Origin of the sequence: Actinomadura sp. GTD37 (genome assembly GCF_041951365.1) — a bacterium.
Taxonomy (GTDB): Bacteria; Actinomycetota; Actinomycetes; order Streptosporangiales; family Streptosporangiaceae; genus Spirillospora.
Genome location: NZ_JBGNUS010000001.1, coordinates 734,960 through 750,860, shown reverse-complemented (window position 1 = coordinate 750,860; position 15,901 = coordinate 734,960). Strand labels below are relative to the sequence as shown.

The 15,901-nt window shown below is 72.2% G+C and carries 17 protein-coding genes; 9 read left to right on the top strand and 8 right to left on the bottom strand.

The features are described 5' to 3' along the window. Nucleotides 1–208 precede the first annotated feature (208 nt). The 3 genes from ACA511_RS03630 to ACA511_RS03620 all read right to left on the bottom strand — a co-directional run bounded on the left by ACA511_RS03630 (nt 209) and on the right by ACA511_RS03620 (nt 2,916). Nucleotides 209–1,315: a ferritin-like domain-containing protein gene (locus tag ACA511_RS03630; RefSeq protein WP_375022583.1), complete on the bottom strand. Its 1,107-nt coding sequence runs from the start codon at nt 1,313–1,315 to the stop codon at nt 209–211. 249 nt (nt 1,316–1,564) lie between these two features. After that, on the bottom strand, nt 1,565–2,173 hold the full coding sequence (locus ACA511_RS03625; RefSeq protein WP_375022582.1) for a hypothetical protein: 609 nt from the start codon (nt 2,171–2,173) through the stop codon (nt 1,565–1,567). A gap of 119 nt (nt 2,174–2,292) precedes the next feature. Further along, nucleotides 2,293–2,916, bottom strand: coding sequence for a TetR family transcriptional regulator (locus tag ACA511_RS03620; protein ID WP_375022580.1), 624 nt, complete (start codon nt 2,914–2,916; stop codon nt 2,293–2,295). A 153-nt stretch (nt 2,917–3,069) separates the two neighbouring features. On the opposite strand from ACA511_RS03620, the gene ACA511_RS03615 reads away from it, so the two are divergent. The 5 genes from ACA511_RS03615 to ACA511_RS03595 all read left to right on the top strand — a co-directional run bounded on the left by ACA511_RS03615 (nt 3,070) and on the right by ACA511_RS03595 (nt 8,642). Continuing rightward, nucleotides 3,070–4,365 carry a GH1 family beta-glucosidase gene (locus ACA511_RS03615; RefSeq protein WP_375022579.1) on the top strand — a complete coding sequence of 432 codons (1,296 nt, stop codon included), beginning with the start codon at nt 3,070–3,072 and terminating at the stop codon, nt 4,363–4,365. Between the two features lie 19 nt (nt 4,366–4,384). Then, a complete protein-coding gene (locus ACA511_RS03610) occupies nt 4,385–4,798 on the top strand; it encodes a MarR family winged helix-turn-helix transcriptional regulator (RefSeq protein WP_375022578.1) in 414 nt (137 codons plus the stop codon). A 32-nt stretch (nt 4,799–4,830) separates the two neighbouring features. Continuing rightward, nucleotides 4,831–6,633 (top strand): peptidylprolyl isomerase, encoded by a 1,803-nt coding sequence (locus ACA511_RS03605; protein WP_375022577.1) that lies wholly within the window; start codon nt 4,831–4,833, stop codon nt 6,631–6,633. Between the two features lie 24 nt (nt 6,634–6,657). After that, nucleotides 6,658–6,942, top strand: coding sequence for a chorismate mutase (locus tag ACA511_RS03600; protein ID WP_375022576.1), 285 nt, complete (start codon nt 6,658–6,660; stop codon nt 6,940–6,942). Between the two features lie 167 nt (nt 6,943–7,109). Then, nucleotides 7,110–8,642, top strand: coding sequence for a serine/threonine-protein kinase (locus tag ACA511_RS03595; RefSeq protein ID WP_375022575.1), 1,533 nt, complete (start codon nt 7,110–7,112; stop codon nt 8,640–8,642). Between the two features lie 15 nt (nt 8,643–8,657). Here ACA511_RS03595 and ACA511_RS03590 read toward each other — a convergent pair whose 3' ends face one another. Beyond that, nucleotides 8,658–9,902: an ROK family protein gene (locus ACA511_RS03590; RefSeq protein ID WP_375022574.1), complete on the bottom strand. Its 1,245-nt coding sequence runs from the start codon at nt 9,900–9,902 to the stop codon at nt 8,658–8,660. 116 nt (nt 9,903–10,018) lie between these two features. Between ACA511_RS03590 and ACA511_RS03585 the strand changes: the two genes are divergently transcribed. Together ACA511_RS03585 and ACA511_RS03580 are read left to right on the top strand one after the other, a co-directional pair. After that, nucleotides 10,019–10,216 (top strand): hypothetical protein, encoded by a 198-nt coding sequence (locus ACA511_RS03585; protein ID WP_375022573.1) that lies wholly within the window; start codon nt 10,019–10,021, stop codon nt 10,214–10,216. A gap of 68 nt (nt 10,217–10,284) precedes the next feature. Beyond that, on the top strand, nt 10,285–10,932 hold the full coding sequence (locus tag ACA511_RS03580) for a GNAT family N-acetyltransferase (RefSeq protein ID WP_375022572.1): 648 nt from the start codon (nt 10,285–10,287) through the stop codon (nt 10,930–10,932). A gap of 9 nt (nt 10,933–10,941) precedes the next feature. On the opposite strand, the gene ACA511_RS03575 is transcribed toward ACA511_RS03580, so the two are convergent. Then, nucleotides 10,942–11,205, bottom strand: coding sequence for a GntR family transcriptional regulator (locus tag ACA511_RS03575; RefSeq protein WP_375022571.1), 264 nt, complete (start codon nt 11,203–11,205; stop codon nt 10,942–10,944). A gap of 367 nt (nt 11,206–11,572) precedes the next feature. On the opposite strand from ACA511_RS03575, the gene ACA511_RS03570 reads away from it, so the two are divergent. Next, nucleotides 11,573–12,115: a YdeI family protein gene (locus ACA511_RS03570; protein WP_375022570.1), complete on the top strand. Its 543-nt coding sequence runs from the start codon at nt 11,573–11,575 to the stop codon at nt 12,113–12,115. Between the two features lie 23 nt (nt 12,116–12,138). On the opposite strand, the gene ACA511_RS03565 is transcribed toward ACA511_RS03570, so the two are convergent. Continuing rightward, complete coding sequence (locus ACA511_RS03565; protein WP_375022569.1) at nt 12,139–13,566, bottom strand: MDR family MFS transporter; 1,428 nt, start codon at nt 13,564–13,566, stop codon at nt 12,139–12,141. Nucleotides 13,567–13,657: 91 nt separating this feature from the next. Between ACA511_RS03565 and ACA511_RS03560 the strand changes: the two genes are divergently transcribed. Then, on the top strand, nt 13,658–14,254 hold the full coding sequence (locus ACA511_RS03560) for a TetR/AcrR family transcriptional regulator (protein WP_375022568.1): 597 nt from the start codon (nt 13,658–13,660) through the stop codon (nt 14,252–14,254). A gap of 9 nt (nt 14,255–14,263) precedes the next feature. Here ACA511_RS03560 and ACA511_RS03555 read toward each other — a convergent pair whose 3' ends face one another. Beyond that, nucleotides 14,264–15,316 (bottom strand): MBL fold metallo-hydrolase, encoded by a 1,053-nt coding sequence (locus ACA511_RS03555; protein ID WP_375022567.1) that lies wholly within the window; start codon nt 15,314–15,316, stop codon nt 14,264–14,266. A gap of 43 nt (nt 15,317–15,359) precedes the next feature. Next, on the bottom strand, nt 15,360–15,875 hold the full coding sequence (locus tag ACA511_RS03550) for a TetR/AcrR family transcriptional regulator (RefSeq protein ID WP_375024674.1): 516 nt from the start codon (nt 15,873–15,875) through the stop codon (nt 15,360–15,362). Nucleotides 15,876–15,901: the final 26 nt, after the last annotated feature.

Sequence of the window (15,901 nt, the reverse complement as noted above, 5' to 3'; positions counted from 1 at the left end):
GCGGCTGGCGAGAACGGCGCACCGTCGAGCGGGGACGCTAGTACAACCCGGGACCCGGCGCGGCGAATTGAAAAACCAATGGGTAAACAACAGCAAGATCTTCGGAATTGGTCGGCGGCATCGCGCGCGGCGGGCGGAAAGCGGAAAGTTCCGATAAAAGCCGAAGCGGGGGCGTCCCGGTGGACGCCCCCGCCTGACGGGTGCCGGTCTACTCGGCGGTGCCGAGGGAGATGGCCTGGTCGACCTCGTCCTTGCGCGCCGCCAGCTCGGCCGCGTACTTCTCCTCGTCGACCTTCTCGGCGATCTCCTCGTCCTGCTTCATCAGCGCCTCCAGGTCGGCCTTGGCATTGTCGAGGACGCCCATGTCCTGGTAGGCGGCCTGCACCTTGTCGCCCCAGAGGCCGACGTCCCGGACACAGGGCACGATGCGGCTGAACAGCAGCGACTGATAGAGGGTGTACATGTCGGAGTTGTCGACGAACTCCATGCATTTGTCGACGGGCATGTCGAGCTGTTCGAAGATCTCGCGGCCCTTGAACCGGTCGCGCATGAGATAGCAGCCCTCGACGACGAACTCCTCGCGCTCGGCCCGCTCCTTGTCGGTGAGCTCGGCGTAGTAGTCCTTGAGCGCGAGCCGCCCGAACGCGACGTGCCGGGCCTCGTCCTGCATGACGTACGCGAGCAGCTGCTTGACCAGCGGGTTCGTCGACATGTCGCGGTAGAGCCCGAACGCGGCGAGCGCGAGGCCCTCGATGAGGACCTGCATGCCGAGGTAGGGCAGGTCCCAGCGGCTGTCCTCCAGCGACTCGGCGAGCAGCTTCGCCAGGTCCTGGTTGATCGGGTAGTACATCCCGATCTTCTCGTGCACGAACTTCGTGTACAGCTCGACGTGCCGCGCCTCGTCCATGGTCTGGGTCGCGGCGTAGAACTTCGAGTCCAGGTCGGGGACGGACTGGACGATGCGCGCCGACACGTTCAGCGCGCCCTGCTCGCCGTGCAGGAACTGGCTGAACAGCCACGAGCCCTGGTGGCGGCCGAACTCGTCCCGCTCCTTCTGCGACATCTTCTCCCAGATGTCGGACCCGAAGAGCGGGTTGAAGTTCTCCGGCAGCCCGGCGACGTTGAGGGGGTCGACCTCAAGGCTCCAGTCGATGCGCTTCTGCGCGTCCCACTGCTTGTCCTTGCCCTTCTGGTACAGGTTCAGCAGCCGGTCGCGGCCGTCGTCGTACTCCCAGGTGAAGCGGGTGTCGCCCGCCATGGGGACGTTCCAGGTCTCCGTCGGGACAGGGGTGGAGTAGAGGTCGAACGAACTCACGGGGGGATCCTCCTCCTGGCGTTGCGCCGCGCCGTCGCGACGCCGGTGTGCAACCGCCCACAGCTTTACATACCTTCGTAACATGTAAAGCGCGGGGAAACCAGGGTCATGCGAATAACCACGGGCGAGAGGGCCACGGGCAAGAGGACCACCGGGCAAGAGGGCCACGGGCGAGAGGGCCACGGGGAAAAGCCGTCGCCCGCGCCCCGGACGGGGACGCGGGCGACGGCCGGCGCGGATCGGCGGAGGTCAGCGGGACTGCAGGGCGTCCAGGCCGACGGCCTGGGCGATGACCAGGCGGCGGTCGAGCCGCGGGTCCTTGATCTCGACGATGTAGCGGTCGCGGAAGCCGAACTTCTTCTCCACCGAGAAGACGACCTGGTCGCCGGCGTAGAAGTCGAAGTGGTACGGCCAGGCGAAGGGCAGGCTGTCCACGTACGGGATGATCTGCCAGACGCGGCGCAGCACCGCCACGAACTTGTTGCGCTCGGTGCCCGTCGACACGCCGAGGCCCGGCTGCTCCATGTGCCAGGTCGAGGCCAGCAGCGACTTCTTGAAGTCCTTGCGGAAGACGCCGATGGGCTGGCCGTGCGCGTCCGTGATGTCGTAGGCGGAGGCCAGGTCGATGCGCTTGCGCGCCTTGAAGCCGAGGATCGGACGCGTCTTGGAGTCGTCCGAGTACAGGGTGACCTGCTCCTTGAACGCGAGCCGCTTCTGCTGCGCGAAGGCGAGCAGCTCCCCCTCGCCGCCGTCCGGCGTCTCGGCGTGCACCTCGTACTGGTTCACCATCAGGCGCACCCGCTGCCGGATCAGCAGCCTGTTCTGCGCCTGCAGTCTCTCTTCGTCCAGCGGACTCACCCGTTCTGTCGCGTTGTGCGGTGGGAGTCTGCCACAGCGAGTCCTTTTCCTCCCGGCTTTTCGGGAGCACGGCGCCGGCCGCCGCGTCGGGGACGCGGGACCTCGGGCGTTCCGGCCGGTCAGCGCTGCTGGATGTGGGCGGCGAGGTAGCCGTGTATCAGCCGCTCCGCCTCGGCGACGATCTCGGGATCGCCGTCCGGGTCGCGGCGGAAGGCCATCTTGAGCACGGCGTCGCCGGCCTCGACGGAGATGGCGAGCGCGGTGGCGAGACCGGGGCTGTCCTGGATGCCGAACGTGCCGACGATCATCGTGCGCAGCCGGTCGGCGACCACCGCGTTGTTGTCGGCGTCGGAGTCGAGCAGGTTGACGTCGGCGACGTCGCCGAAGCGCAGCACCCGGAAACCGGGGACGGTGCGGTGCATCTCCACGAAGATCTCGATGATCGCGCCGACCGTGTCGGACCAGGCGCCGAAGCCGCCCTCGGCCAGCCGCGCGGAGATCCGCTCGCCGAACTCCTCCAGGTTGCGCAGCGCGAGGGCCTGCGCCACCGCGCGCTTGTCGGGGAAGAACTGGTAGACCGAGCCGATCGCCACCTCGGCGCGCTGCGCGATGCGGGTGGTGGTGAGGCCGTCGTAGCCGTCCTCGTCGAGGATCTCCGCGCAGGCGTCGAGCATCCGCTGGACGCGTTCGGCGCTGCGGCGCTGGGCGGGACGGCGGCGGAGCGGGGTCCGGATCTCGGTCACCCCGCCATTGTCCCCCGAACGCGGGGGTGCCCGGCATGGACGGACCCCGTTCACCACCCCGGGGCCACCGGAGTCTTCCGCCCGCACCACCCCGGCACTAATATCCGAAGGCTATTCGCATTTTGCACCGGGCATGTCGGGGAGGGGAACGCGATGGGGCTGCCAGAAGGCTTCCGATGGGGCGTCGCCACCGCCGCCTACCAGATCGAGGGCGCGGTGGACGAGGACGGGCGGGGCCCGTCCACCTGGGACACCTTCTCCCACACGCCCGGCCGCGTCCGGGACGGGCACACCGGCGACGTCGCCTGCGACCACTACCACCGGTGGCCGGAGGACGTCGCGCTGATGTCGGGCCTCGGCGTCGACTCCTACCGGTTCTCGATCGCGTGGCCGCGCGTACAGCCGTCCGGGAACGGCCCGGTCAACGTGAAGGGCCTCGACTTCTACGACCGGCTCGTCGACGGACTGCTCGCGGCCGGGATCTCCCCCGCCGCCACCCTGTACCACTGGGACCTCCCGCAGCCGCTCGAAGACGCAGGCGGGTGGATGGAACGTGACACCGCCTACCGGTTCGCTGAATTCTCCTACCTGGCGGCCGAGCGCCTCTCCGACCGCGTGGACATGTGGATAACTCTGAACGAGCCCGTGGTCGTCATGGCCTACGGCTACGCGTTCGGCGTCTACGCGCCCGGCCGGGCCCTCATGATGGACGCGCTCCCCACCGCGCACCACCAGCTCCTCGGGCACGGCCTCGCCGTCAACGCCCTGCGCAGCCGGGGCGCCCGCGCCGTCGGGCTGACGAACCACTACTCCCCGGCGTGGGCCGCGACCCCCGCCGACCAGCCGGCCGCCGACGCCTTCGACGCGTTCATGAACCGGCTGTTCACCGACCCCGTGCTGCTCGGCCGCTACCCCGACCTGGTCGGGGACGCGCCGTACATCCGCTCTGAGGACATGTCGGTCATCGCCTCGCCCATCGACTTCCTGGGCGTGAACTACTACCACCCGACGCGGCTGGCGACGGCGACCGAGGGGCCGCTGCCCTTCGACATCGTGGACATCACCGAGTACCCGACCACCGGGATGGGCTGGCCGATCGTCCCGGACGCCTTCCTGTCGCTGCTCCGTACGCTCGACACCCGCTACGACCTGCCGCCGCTCTACATCACGGAGAACGGGTGCTCGTTCGCCGACGAGATCGGCCCGGACGGCGTGGTGGACGACTCGTCCCGCATCGAGTTCCTGAACGCCCACATCAAGGCCGTGCGCGCGGCCGTCGACGAGGGCATCGACATCCGCGGCTACTTCACGTGGTCGCTGCTGGACAACTTCGAATGGTCGGAGGGCTACCACCCTCGGTTCGGGCTCGTCCACGTCGACTACGAGACCCAGGAGCGCACGCCCAAGAAGTCCTATGCCTGGTACAGGGACCTCATAGCGTCGTCGTAGCCGGTTCTAGGCTGGATGTATGCCCGTCGAAGGACAAGTCCTGGCAAGAGCCGTCAAGCAGGCCCAGTACCGGCAGCACCGGTCGCTGGACAGCGGGCTCGCTGGTGTCGGCACCACGCCGTCGCAGTGGGACGCGCTGCGGGCGATCGGCCGCTCCCCGGGGGCGTCCGCCCGCGCGCTGGCGGCGGAGACGTACCAGAGCGAGCAGGCGTTCGGGACGCTCGCCGCGCGGCTGGTCGCGCAGAACCTCGTCGACCGGCGGCCGGGGCGCGGCCGGAGCATCGAGCACCACCTCACGCCCGCCGGGGAGAAGGTCCTCGCGGCCGGGAACGCGGTCGCCGACGACGTCCTCGCCGAGTTCTTCGCCCCGCTGTCGGACGCCGAGCGGGCGACCCTGCTCGACCTGCTCCTGCGCATCGGCCGGACGAAGTGACCCCGTCCCGGGCCGGTGGATAGTCTTCGCGGATGCCTGCAACTCGTCCGCTGCGCACCAATGACCCCCGCGAGGTGGGCGGCTTCCGGCTGACGGGCCGGATCGGCGAAGGCGCCCAGGGCACCGTCTTCCTCGGCGAGTCGGACGCCGGGCAGCGCGTCGCGGTGAAGCTCCTGCACGCCGACTTCGGACGGGACGCGCGGGCCCGCACCGCCTTCGAGCGGGAACTGGCGGCGGCCCGGCGCGTGGCCCCGTTCTGCACCGCCCGCGTCCTCACGGCCACGGCCGACGGCGATCTCCCGTACATCGTCACCGAGTACGTCGACGGCCCCTCGCTCAAGGACCTGATCGCCGAGCGGGGCGTCGCGTCGCCCGACGAGCAGGTCAGGCTGGCCATCGGCACCGCCACCGCGCTGGCCGCGATCCACGAGGCGGGCGTCGTCCACCGCGACTTCAAGCCGGCCAACGTGCTGCTCGGCCCGGACGGCCCGAAGGTCATCGACTTCGGCATCGCCCGGCCGCTCGACGCGACCTCCGCCACCATGACCGGGGCGGTCGGCACGCCCGCCTACATGGCGCCCGAGCAGGTCTCGGGGTCGGCCGGCGGCGCGCCGGTGGACATGTTCGCGTGGGCCTGCACGATGGTGTTCGCCGCGGGCGGGACGCCGCCGTTCGGGGCCGACTCCGTCCCGGCGATCATGCAGCGCATCCTGTACGGGGAGCCGGAGCTCGGCGCGCTGACCGGGCGGCTGCGCGACCTGGCGGCGTCCTGCCTGGCCAAGGAGCCGGCGGGGCGGCTCACCGCCACCCAGGTCCTGCAGCGCCTCCTCGGCATCGGCCCGGACGCGAACCTCCTCGCCGAGGGCACCTCGGCCGCCGCCGCGCGGCCCGCCCCCGCGCCGCCCGGCCCCGTCGGCGCACCCCCGTCCTGGACGCCCCCGGCGGCGGACGTTCCGGCGGCGGCGCCATCGAACGGGCCGTCCCCGGCGTGGCCGCCCCACGCGGGGACGGTGCCCAGCACAGGAGCCCCGCCGGGAGGCGCCGGGACGCCGCCGGGCGCAGGCGGGCCGCCGGGCGGGCCGCCGCCGCTTCCGGCGGGGTTCCCCCAGGCGGGGAGCGCGCCGCCGGGAGGGAACGGGCGTTCGCTGCTGGTCGCGGCTGCGGCGGCGGCCGGTGTGCTGCTCGTCGCGGGCGGGGTCTCCGCCGTGCTCCTGCTGAACGACGACCCTCCGGCGAAGGCCCGCGAGCCCGTCGCGCGGACGACGGCCGCAGGCGGGCAGACATGCGGCTACCCGGCCGCGGACGGTTCCGGCGCCAGGAGCGTCGGGACGCCGCCGGTCCGCGTTCCGGACGGTCAGCCGAACGAGGCGATGATCAAGTTGAACACGGGCACGCTGAAGCTGCGGCTGAACCCGGCGTTGGCGCCCTGCACGGTGAACTCGCTGGCCTTCCTCGCGGGCAAGGGCTTCTACGACGGCACGTCATGCCACCGCCTGACGACGACCTCGAGCCTGAAGGTCCTCCAGTGCGGCGACCCGACCGGCACCGGAACGGGCGGCCCGTCCTACCGGTTCGCGGACGAGAACACCCGTGCGACCTACTCCAGGGGCACCGTGGCCATGGCCAACTCGGGGCCGAACACCAACGGCAGCCAGTTCTTCATCCTGTACGGGGACGCGCCCGTTCTGCCGCCCAGCTACTCGGTGTTCGGGCAGATCACGTCCGGCATGGGCGTCATCGACGAGATCGCCGAGCGGGGCACGGACGGCGGCCTCGACGACGGCAGGCCCAAGGAGAAGGTGACGATCACCCAATTCACCACTTCCGTGGCATAGGCCCCGGCATGGGATGATCAGCGCATGGAGTCACTGGCCGAGGTGCGGGCCCGGATCGACGGCATCGACGGCGAGCTGATCCGGCTGCTGGCCGAGCGGCAGGGGCTGGTGCGCTCCGCCGCCGCGTTCAAGGCCGACGAGCAGGCCGTCCGCGCGCCCGGCCGGGTGGCGGAGGTCGTCGCGCTGGCGCGGCGGCGCGCGGCGGAGGCGGGCCTGGCCCCCGAGGTCGCGGAGGCGGTGTGGCGCGCGATGATCGGCGCGTTCATCGAGCTGGAGCTGGCCGAGCACGCGGGCGGACGCCCGTCCTGACCTCGCCCGGTCCCCGGCGGGTTCGCCGGACGGTCGCGTCGAATATGACATCGACGCCGCTTATGCGTCTGACGACCTACCACGTGCGGCACCGGTCCGATTTAATCTGAAAGATCATCCGGACTTGGGCGGGCGGGCCCGGGACAACGGAACAGCGAGGCGCTGCTGTGGACCAACTGCGACCTGGGGATCCTCGGACGGTCGGTCGATACGCGCTTTCGGGACGCCTCGGCGCCGGCGGAATGGGGCAGGTGTTCCTCGGCTCGTCCCCCGGCGGACGGCCGGTGGCGGTCAAAGTCGTCCATCCGGGGCTGGCCGCCGACGCCGAGTTCCGCCGCCGTTTCAAACGCGAAGTCGAGGCGGCGCGCCAGGTCGGCGGCTTTCACACCGCTCCCGTCGTGGACGCCGATCCGGACGCCGAAATCCCATGGCTGGTCACGGCATATGTCGCCGGGCCGTCACTCGCCGCCGCGGTCGCCGAGCACGGGCCCTTTCCGCTCGAATCGGCCCTCGTGCTGGGCGCCGGATTAGCGGAGGCGCTGGAGGCCATTCACCGCGTCGGCGTCGTGCACCGCGACCTCAAACCGTCCAACGTGCTGCTCGCGGCCGACGGCCCGCGCGTCATCGACTTCGGCATCGCCCGCGCCGTCGACGCGTCCGGCGTCACCGCGCACGTCGGAACGCCCGGGTTCATGGCGCCCGAACTGCTGGCCGAGGGCACCGTCGCCCCGGCCTGCGACGTGTTCGCGCTCGGCGCCGTCCTCGCGCACGTGATGGGCGTCCGGCCTTTCGGCGAAGGACCGTCCGAAGCGCTGACCTACCGCGTCGTCCACAAGGAACCCGTGCTGGACGGCCTGCCCGCGCCGCTGCACGGAATCGTCCAGCGTTGCCTCGCCAAAGATCCCGAGGCGCGGCCGGACCCGGCACAATTACTGGAATCCCTGTCGAGCGCCAGGCAGAACAGCGCCTGGCTTCCGCAGCCCGTCCAGGAAATGCTGACCCGGTATCCCATTCCGGGAACCGGGCCAGGCCCCGTTCAGGGAAGCGGCCCCACCGCCGACAATTCCGGGTGGACGGCCGTGGCCCCGGGACCGCCGAATCCCGGCACGGTCCTCCAGCCCGGTCCGCCCGGCCCCCAGCAGCTTCCCCCGGTGCTGTTCAAAGGCAGCATCGCGCCCGTCGCTATCGCGCTCGTGGGACATTCGCTCCGCCTTCTGCTCGGTCTCCTCCTCGGCATCTTCACGGTGGTCAGCGCGACCGACTCCGGAGACTTGAGCGACAGCACGGAAGTCGCGCTCGTACACGCGGCGCTCTTCGCGATCGCCGTCTGGCTCGTCCGCGTACCGGCGATGTGGATGATCCCGCTCACCAGGGATCTGCTGAGACCCTGCGAACTGGAGGTCGGCCAGAACGGCATCCAGCTCCAGCACGGCGGCCGCCGCGTCCGCTACCCGTGGCACGGGATCGCCCGGGTCGTGGTCCGCCGCGCGGATTCGCCCGCCGGGTGGGCGGTGTGCGTGGCCCCGGCGGCCGGCACCGGCTATCCGCCGCCCCGGGGGCCGCGTACACCGCTGTGCTACCTGGAGAGGAAGACGGGCTGGATCATCGTCGTGCCCGTGCACCGGATCAGGGGGTCCCGCAAGGAGGTCGAAGGGGTCCTCATGCGGTACGGCGGCCCGCGCTGGGGCGGGAACGGCTGACCGCGCGGGCCCGCGCTACGGGCGGTTCGGGCCCTCCGCGCCGAGGACGCCCAGCGGGTCGGCCAGCAGCGCGGCGAAGCCCAGCTCGGCGGCGCCCGCCAGCGTCGAGTCGTAGCCGAGCGCGGCGGTGCGGAGCGCGACGCGCTCCCGCGACACCGGCAGGCCGCCGGTCGTCACGCGCGCCCGGACCCGGGACGCCGAGCCCCGGTAGATCTCGCTCAGCATGCCGCCGAACACGACGACGCCCGGGTTGAACAGGTTGATCAGGTTGACGACGCCGATGCCGAGCCAGCCGCCGACCCGGTCCAGGGCTTCGCGGGCCGCCGCGTCCCCGTCCTCCGCCGCCCGGACGACCGCCCGCACGCCGTCCCGGCCGACCGGGCCGCCGGCCCGCCCGGCCGCCTCCAGCAGCGCCGCCTCACCCACCTCCGCCTCCAGGCAGCCGCGCGAACCGCAGTTGCAGGGACGCCCCTCGTAGGGGTTGACGATCATGTGGCCGAGTTCGGCGGCGTAGCCCTCGTCGCCGTCCAGCAGCCGGTCGCCGACGATGATGCCGCCGCCCACGCCGACGTCCCCGTGCAGGTAGACGAGGTTTCGGCTGCCGGCGCCCGCGCCGCGCACCTGTTCGGCCAGCGCGCCCAGATGGGCCTCGTTCCCGACGGCCACGGGCAGCCCGAGCCCGAGGCGCCGGGCGAGTTCCGGACCGACGTCGAGGTCCGTCCAGCCCATGGTGGGCGCGAGCCGCACCTTGCCGTCGACCGCCCTGATCAGGCCGCAGTACGACACGCCGACGCCCACGCAGCCCGCCTCCGGGGGCGCCGCGGCGACGAGCGCGGCGCCGAATCCGGCGAGGACGCCGATGACCTCGTCGAGGTCGTCCTGGCCCCGGCGGCGCGGCGCCTCCCGGCGCTCCAGGACCGTCCCGCCGAGCCCGACCCTGGCGGCGGCCACTCGGTCCACCGCGACGTCGAAGGCCAGCACGTAGGCCCGGCCGCTCTCGGCGCGGACGACCAGCGACGGCCGCCCCGCCCGTCCCGTCGCCGCCGACGGCTCCTCCCGCACCAGGCCGGCGGCGGCCAGCTTCGCGATCAGCGTGAGGATCGTGCTCCGGTTGACGCCCATCCGGTCGGCGAGTTCGGTGCGCGAGACCGCGCCGTCCCGGTGCACCTCCCGCAGCACCGCGCCGAGGTTGCGGCGCCGTGTCGACTGCGAGACCTGCCGCGCGGGGCCGGTGACACCCGACAGGAGAGAGGACGACATGCCCTCAAAGCTACCCAAGGTGCGCCTCCCGGCCCGTGCACTGCCGGAAGAGAACCATGCTCCCGCGACGTTGACAAAGGTGTAACCGTTGTCCTGACCAGGAAGGACGTTGACCGATGGCCCTGAGGCGACCGTCCTTCCTGCCGTCGCTGGACGAACTCGAACAGCAGGCCGAGGCGCGCTCGACGCAGCGCGGCCGTCCCGGCTCCCATTTCGATCACCCGACGGCGAAGAACGTCTTCATCGCCGTCCTGGTCATCACCGTCCTCGCGCACGTCGTCGGCGGGATCATCTTCCTCCTGCTCGGCTTCTAGCGGGGGCTTCCGCGGCCGTCCGGCTAAAACGGGATGCCGCGGGGCGGCGGAAAGCGCCATGGTTGAGCATGCTGGTCGATCACTTTCCGCTCCTCGGGCTGCGGCTGACGACGCCCCGCCTCGAACTGCGGCTGCCGTTTCCCGAAGAACTCGCCGCCCTGGCCGACGTCGCCGCGGGCGGCATCCACGCGCCGGACACGATGCCGTTCATGGTGCCGTGGACGGACCGTCCGCCCGCCGAGGTGGCCCGCGGCGTCGTCCAGCACCACTGGGAGACGCTCGGGCGGTGGACGCCGGACGACTGGCAGCTCGACTTCACCGTCTTCCACGCCGGAGAGGTCGTCGGGCAGCAGGACCTCGGAGCCCGCGACCTGGCCGTCCTCCGCCAGGTGAGCACCGGTTCATGGCTCGGAATGCGCCACCACGGTCAGGGCATCGGCACCGAGATGAGAGCCGCCGTCCTGCATCTGGCCTTCGCCGGTCTCGGCGCCGACGAGGCCCTCTCCAGCGCGTTCGCCGACAGCCGCGCCTCGGCGGCGGTGTCGCGCAAGCTCGGCTACCAGGACAACGGCGTCGCGCGCCGGGTCGTCCGCGGCGCCATGACCACCGAACAGCGGATGCGGCTCACCCGGACCGAGTGGGAACGCCACGCCACCATCCCCGTCACGATCGAGGGCCTCCCCCCGTGCCTCCCCATGTTCGGAGCCCCGGCCTGACGACACGCACTAGCGGCTGCCGTTCGTGTCGGCGGGCGGGACGGCGATGACGAATGTGCCCCGTCCGCGGGTCGCGCGCGTGAGGCCCTCCCGCCGTAGTACGCGGACGGCCGCCTCTGCCGTTGTCTGTGACACTCGGAACTCATCCGCGATGTCCCGGACGCTCGGAATACGGCGCCCCACGAGGTACGTCCCGACCACGATGCGTTCACGCAAAACGCCCGCTACCTGCTCAAAGAGCGGCTCTGGCCCGTCAAGGTCGATCTCTCCCACACAAGACACGTTAAGGCTGACCAGGGCATGGCAGGACAGAGGACCGTTAGGGACAGCTAAAGACACAGAGGGACACTTGTGGTTACGGTTGGTGTTCAAGGACACGACGGCCCGCCCGACGTTCGCACCGCCGGACGGACGACCGCGACGGCGCGCGGAGGCGACTTCGCTACCTGGCGGGAGGTGCGCTGTGACGCTGCTCGCCGCCGTCCTGGGCATACCGGGCGTGGCCCTGCTGACCTGGACGGCCACCACGTACGCCGCGTCCCGGCGGTACGGCTACGTCGGACGGCATCGCGCGACGTGGTGACGTCCCCCGTGCGACCCTTTGGCCTGGGGTTCACACCGCTGAGCAGGGGGACTGTCGATGATGCACTTCCAGGACGCCGCCGAATGGGACGCGTGGCTGGCCGTGCACCACGACACCGAGGACGGCGCCTGGTTGAAGATCGCCAAGAAGGGTGCGCCCGCCGCGTCGCTCAGGATCGACGAGGCGGGCGAGGTCGCGTTGTGCCACGGCTGGATCGACAGTCAGCGCAAGGCACATGACGAGCACTTCTACCTGCAGCGTTACTCGCGGCGCCGCAAGGGGAGCCCCTGGTCGCGGGTCAACGTCGAGCGCGCGGAGGCGCTGATCGCCGCCGGCCGGATGCGGCCGTCCGGCATGGCCGAAATCGACGCCGCCCGCGCGGACGGCCGCTGGGCGGCGGCCTACGCCGCGCAGCGCGACGCCGTCATCCCACCCGACCTGGCCGCCGCCCTCGCCGCCCGCCCGGAGGCCGCCGCGCGCTTCGCGGAACTGGGCAAGACCGACCGCTACCTGCTCATCCTCCCGCTCCTCAAGGCCCGCACCCCGGCCGCCCGCACATCCCGGCTGGATAGCGCGATCGCCACTCTGCTGGACCAGTAGCCGATGCCGGGCTCCGGTGCCTGCTATGGGCGGGCGCGGACGGTTGCTGACGGGACGGGGCTGCGGTCGGGCGGCTGGACGGCGGGACGGCCCGGCAGGGCGAGGGCGAGTAGTGCGGCCACCCCGGCGAAGGCGGTGGCCCACCAGAAGGAGCGCTGGAACGCGGCGGCCGGGTCGCCGTCGGTGAAGGCATTCGCCAGGACGACCGCCAGGACGGCGGTGCCGAAGGAGCCGCCTATCTGCTGCGCTACGCGGATCAAGACGCTGGCGTGGGCGACCTCCGCGCGGTCCAGGCCCAGGTAGGCGACGGCCATGACGGGTACCGTGACGGCGCCGAGGCCGATGCCCCGCAGGAGCAGCCAGGCGGCCAGCGTCCACGTGTTCGTGTGGGCGTCGGCGGAGGCGAAGGGGACGGTGGCGGCGCCGACCACGAGGAAGCCCGCGACGGTGATCGAACGGGCGCCGAGGCGGTCGGTCAGGCTGCCGGCGAGGGGGCGGCTGAGCAGCGCCCCGACGCCCTGCGGGACGAGCGCCAACCCGGCGCCGAGGGCCGACGCGCCGCGGACCTGCTGGTAGAACAGCGGCAGCAGCAGGACGGCCCCGTAGAGGGTGAAGCCGGAGAAGAACAGCACGGACGAGGCCGAAGCGGTCGGCCGGTGGGCGAACAGCCGGACGTCCACGAGCGGGTCGGCGCGGCGCAGCGCGTAACCGGCGAACCCCGCCACGAGGACGACGCCGGTGATCAGCGGGATCAGCGCGCCGGGCCGTAGGAAGCCGCCGGTCGTGGCCTCGGACAGGCCGAGGATCGTCGCGGCGATGCCGGGGGCCAGCATCGCCAGCCCGGCGACGTCGAGGCGGGGGCGGGCGGCGGTGTCGTCGTCGCGGTCGAGGAGGCGTGCGGCCAGCCAGAGGCCCGCGACGCAGAACGGGACGTTCACCCAGAACATCCACCGCCAGCTGAGGTGCGTGAGGATCAGGCCGCCCAGCAGCGGGCCGAGGATCGGGCCCAGCAGCGCGGGCAGGGCGACGAGCGCCGTCGTGCGTCCGAGCAGCCTGCCGCCGGCGGCCCGCACGATCAGGGTGGTCATGACCGGCAGCATCAGCCCGCCGCCGATGCCCTGGACGACCCGTCCGGCGATCAGCGCGGGGGCGTTCCAGGCGGCGCTGGAGGCGAGCGACCCGGCGAGGAACACCGCCAGGGAGAACATCCAGACCCGCTTGCCGCCGAACCGGGCCATCGCCCACGTGCTGAGCGGGACGGTGATGCCGAGCGCGAGCAGGTAGGCGGTGGTGACCCACTGGATGGTGGCGACGGTGGCGTGCAGGTCGGCGGCCAGCGAGTGCAGCGCCACCCCGACGATCGTGGTGTCGAAGACGACCGCGAGGACCCCGGCCATCAGCACGCCGGCGGTTCGCAGCACCTTCGGGTCGAGACGGTTCTCGGCGGTCATGCCGCACCACATTAAGAGTCACGAGTGTTTCTTATGACAGACGGTAGGCTGCCGGACTAAGAAACGCAAGTGACTCTTAATGGAGGACGCCGTGGCCGAGCAGCCGAGCCGCCGCCGACGCGGCAAGGCGCTGGAGGACGCGCTGCTGGCCGCCGCCTGGGACGAACTGGTCGACACCGGCTTCGCCGCGCTGACGATGGAGCGCGTGGCCCTGCGGGCGGGCACCAGCAGGGCGGTCCTCTACCGCCGCTGGCCGGGGAAGACCGACCTGGTCGTCGCCGCCATCCGGCACCGCAGGGAGACCGATCCGGTCGTCGCCCCGGACACCGGCGGCCTGCGCGGCGACCTGATCGCGCTGATGCGCTCCTCGACCCGGCGGCGCATCGACCTCGCCACCATGATCGGCGCGCAGCTCGGCGGCCTGTTCGCCGAGGCCCGGACCACCCCCGCCGAGTTGCGCGACCACGTCCTCGGCGGGAGCCCGCTCCGGTCGCGGGACGTCTACCGGCGCGCGGCCGAACGGGGTGAGCTCGACCTCGGCCGCGTCCCGGAGTCGGTGCTCGCGATGCCGTTCGACCTGCTGCGCCACGACATGCTCATGACCTTCGAACCCGTCCCGGACGAACGCGTCATCGCCATCGTGGACGAACTGTTCCTCCCCCTCCTGGCCCGCTACCAGGACGGCTAGGCGGTACGGCTAGGCGGTGAGGCGGTACGCGGTGCCGCTGCTGCCCTGCACCCAGGCGTCCGGCAGGGTGGCGGCCAGGGCGTGCTGGGCGCGCCAGCCGGTGCAGTGGCCCGGCACGACGAGGCTCGGCGCCAGCTCGGTCAGCGCGGCGACGGTCGGCGGGATGACCGGTTCGAAGGCCGCGCCGCCCAGGTGCAGGCCGCCGACCAGCGCGTGCAGCCGGTCGACCCCGGTCAGCCGCCGCGCGTGCCGGACGATGTTGACCGCGCCCGCGTGCCCGCAGCCCGTCAGCACGACCAGGCCCCGTCCGCGCACGTGGACGACGAGGGCCTGGTCGTCGGCCACGAGCGGATCGTGCGCCCAGCCGGACCCCGTCCACGCCTGATGCGGCGGCGGCATGCCGTGCTCGAACTCGGTGGTGCGGTCGACCTCGCCGGTGATCAGCACGCTGCCGTCCACCAGGAGGGAGGGCTCGCGGCGCTCGACGACCTGGAAGCCCTCCGCGTCCAGTGCCCGCCTGCTCAGCGTGGGCAGTTCCTCCGGCTCGCGGCCGGGCACCGCGAACCGGCGCCGCGTCCACGCCAGCGGGTGCAGCACCATCGGCAGCGCCCGGACGCCGCGCCGGCCCGCCAGCCCGGCCAGCCCGCCCGTGTGGTCGAAATGGCCGTGGCTCAGCACGACGCCCTGGATGTCGCCGAGGTCGACGCCGAGCCGGTCGGCGTTGACGACCATCGCGTCCGGGGACCGGCCGGTGTCGAACAGCAGCGTCGTGGAGCGGCCGTCCCGGCGCACCGTGACCAGCGCGGCGAAGCCGTGCTCGGCGATCATCCCGGTGAAGGTCCGGCCCTCGGCGTACAGCGGCGCCGCCACCGCGCCCGCGCCGGATCCGGCCCGGCGGGTGCGCTCGTCGCTCGTCAGCAGGGCGTCGTAGACGTTGTCGACCAGCGTGACGATCTCGACCTCGTCCACCGGCTCCAACGCGATCGGGTCGACCGCCGCCCCCGGCGCCGGCCGCGGCATGGACGCCGGCGCCTCGGCGGGCGCACCCCCCGGCTCACACATACGGGCAGCCTAACCCCGGCCGCCGCCCTCCGTCTGGACGACGTCAGCCCAGTCGCCGCAGCCCCGCCATGAGGATCTCGACCAGCCGGCGCGCGTCGTAGCCGGGATCGTTCTCCGCGCCTATGCAGAGGTTGCCGACACCGCGCATGAGCTGGATGGCCTCCAGGTCGGACCGGATCTCGCCCGCGGCGGCCGCGGCGTCGAGCAGCCGGGCGCACACGGGCACGAGGCGGTCGAGGAAGTAGGCGTGCAGGGCCTCGAAGCCGGCCTCGTCGGACCGCAGCACGGCGGCGAGCCCGTGCTTGGTGACCAGGAAGTCCACGAAGAGGTCGATCCACCGTCCGAGCGCGGCGTAGGGGGTCGCGCTGCTCGCCAGCAGCGCCGGGCCCGCCTCGGCGCACGCCTCGACCTGGTGCCGGTAGACGCCGATGATCAGGTCCGCCCGCGTCGGGAAGTGGCGGTAGATCGTGGCCGTCCCGACGCCGGCCTGGGCCGCGATGTCGCGGACCGGGGCGTCGACGCCCGACGTGACGAAGACGGCGGCGGCCGCGTCGAGCAGGGTCCGCTCGTTGCGCCGGGCGTCCG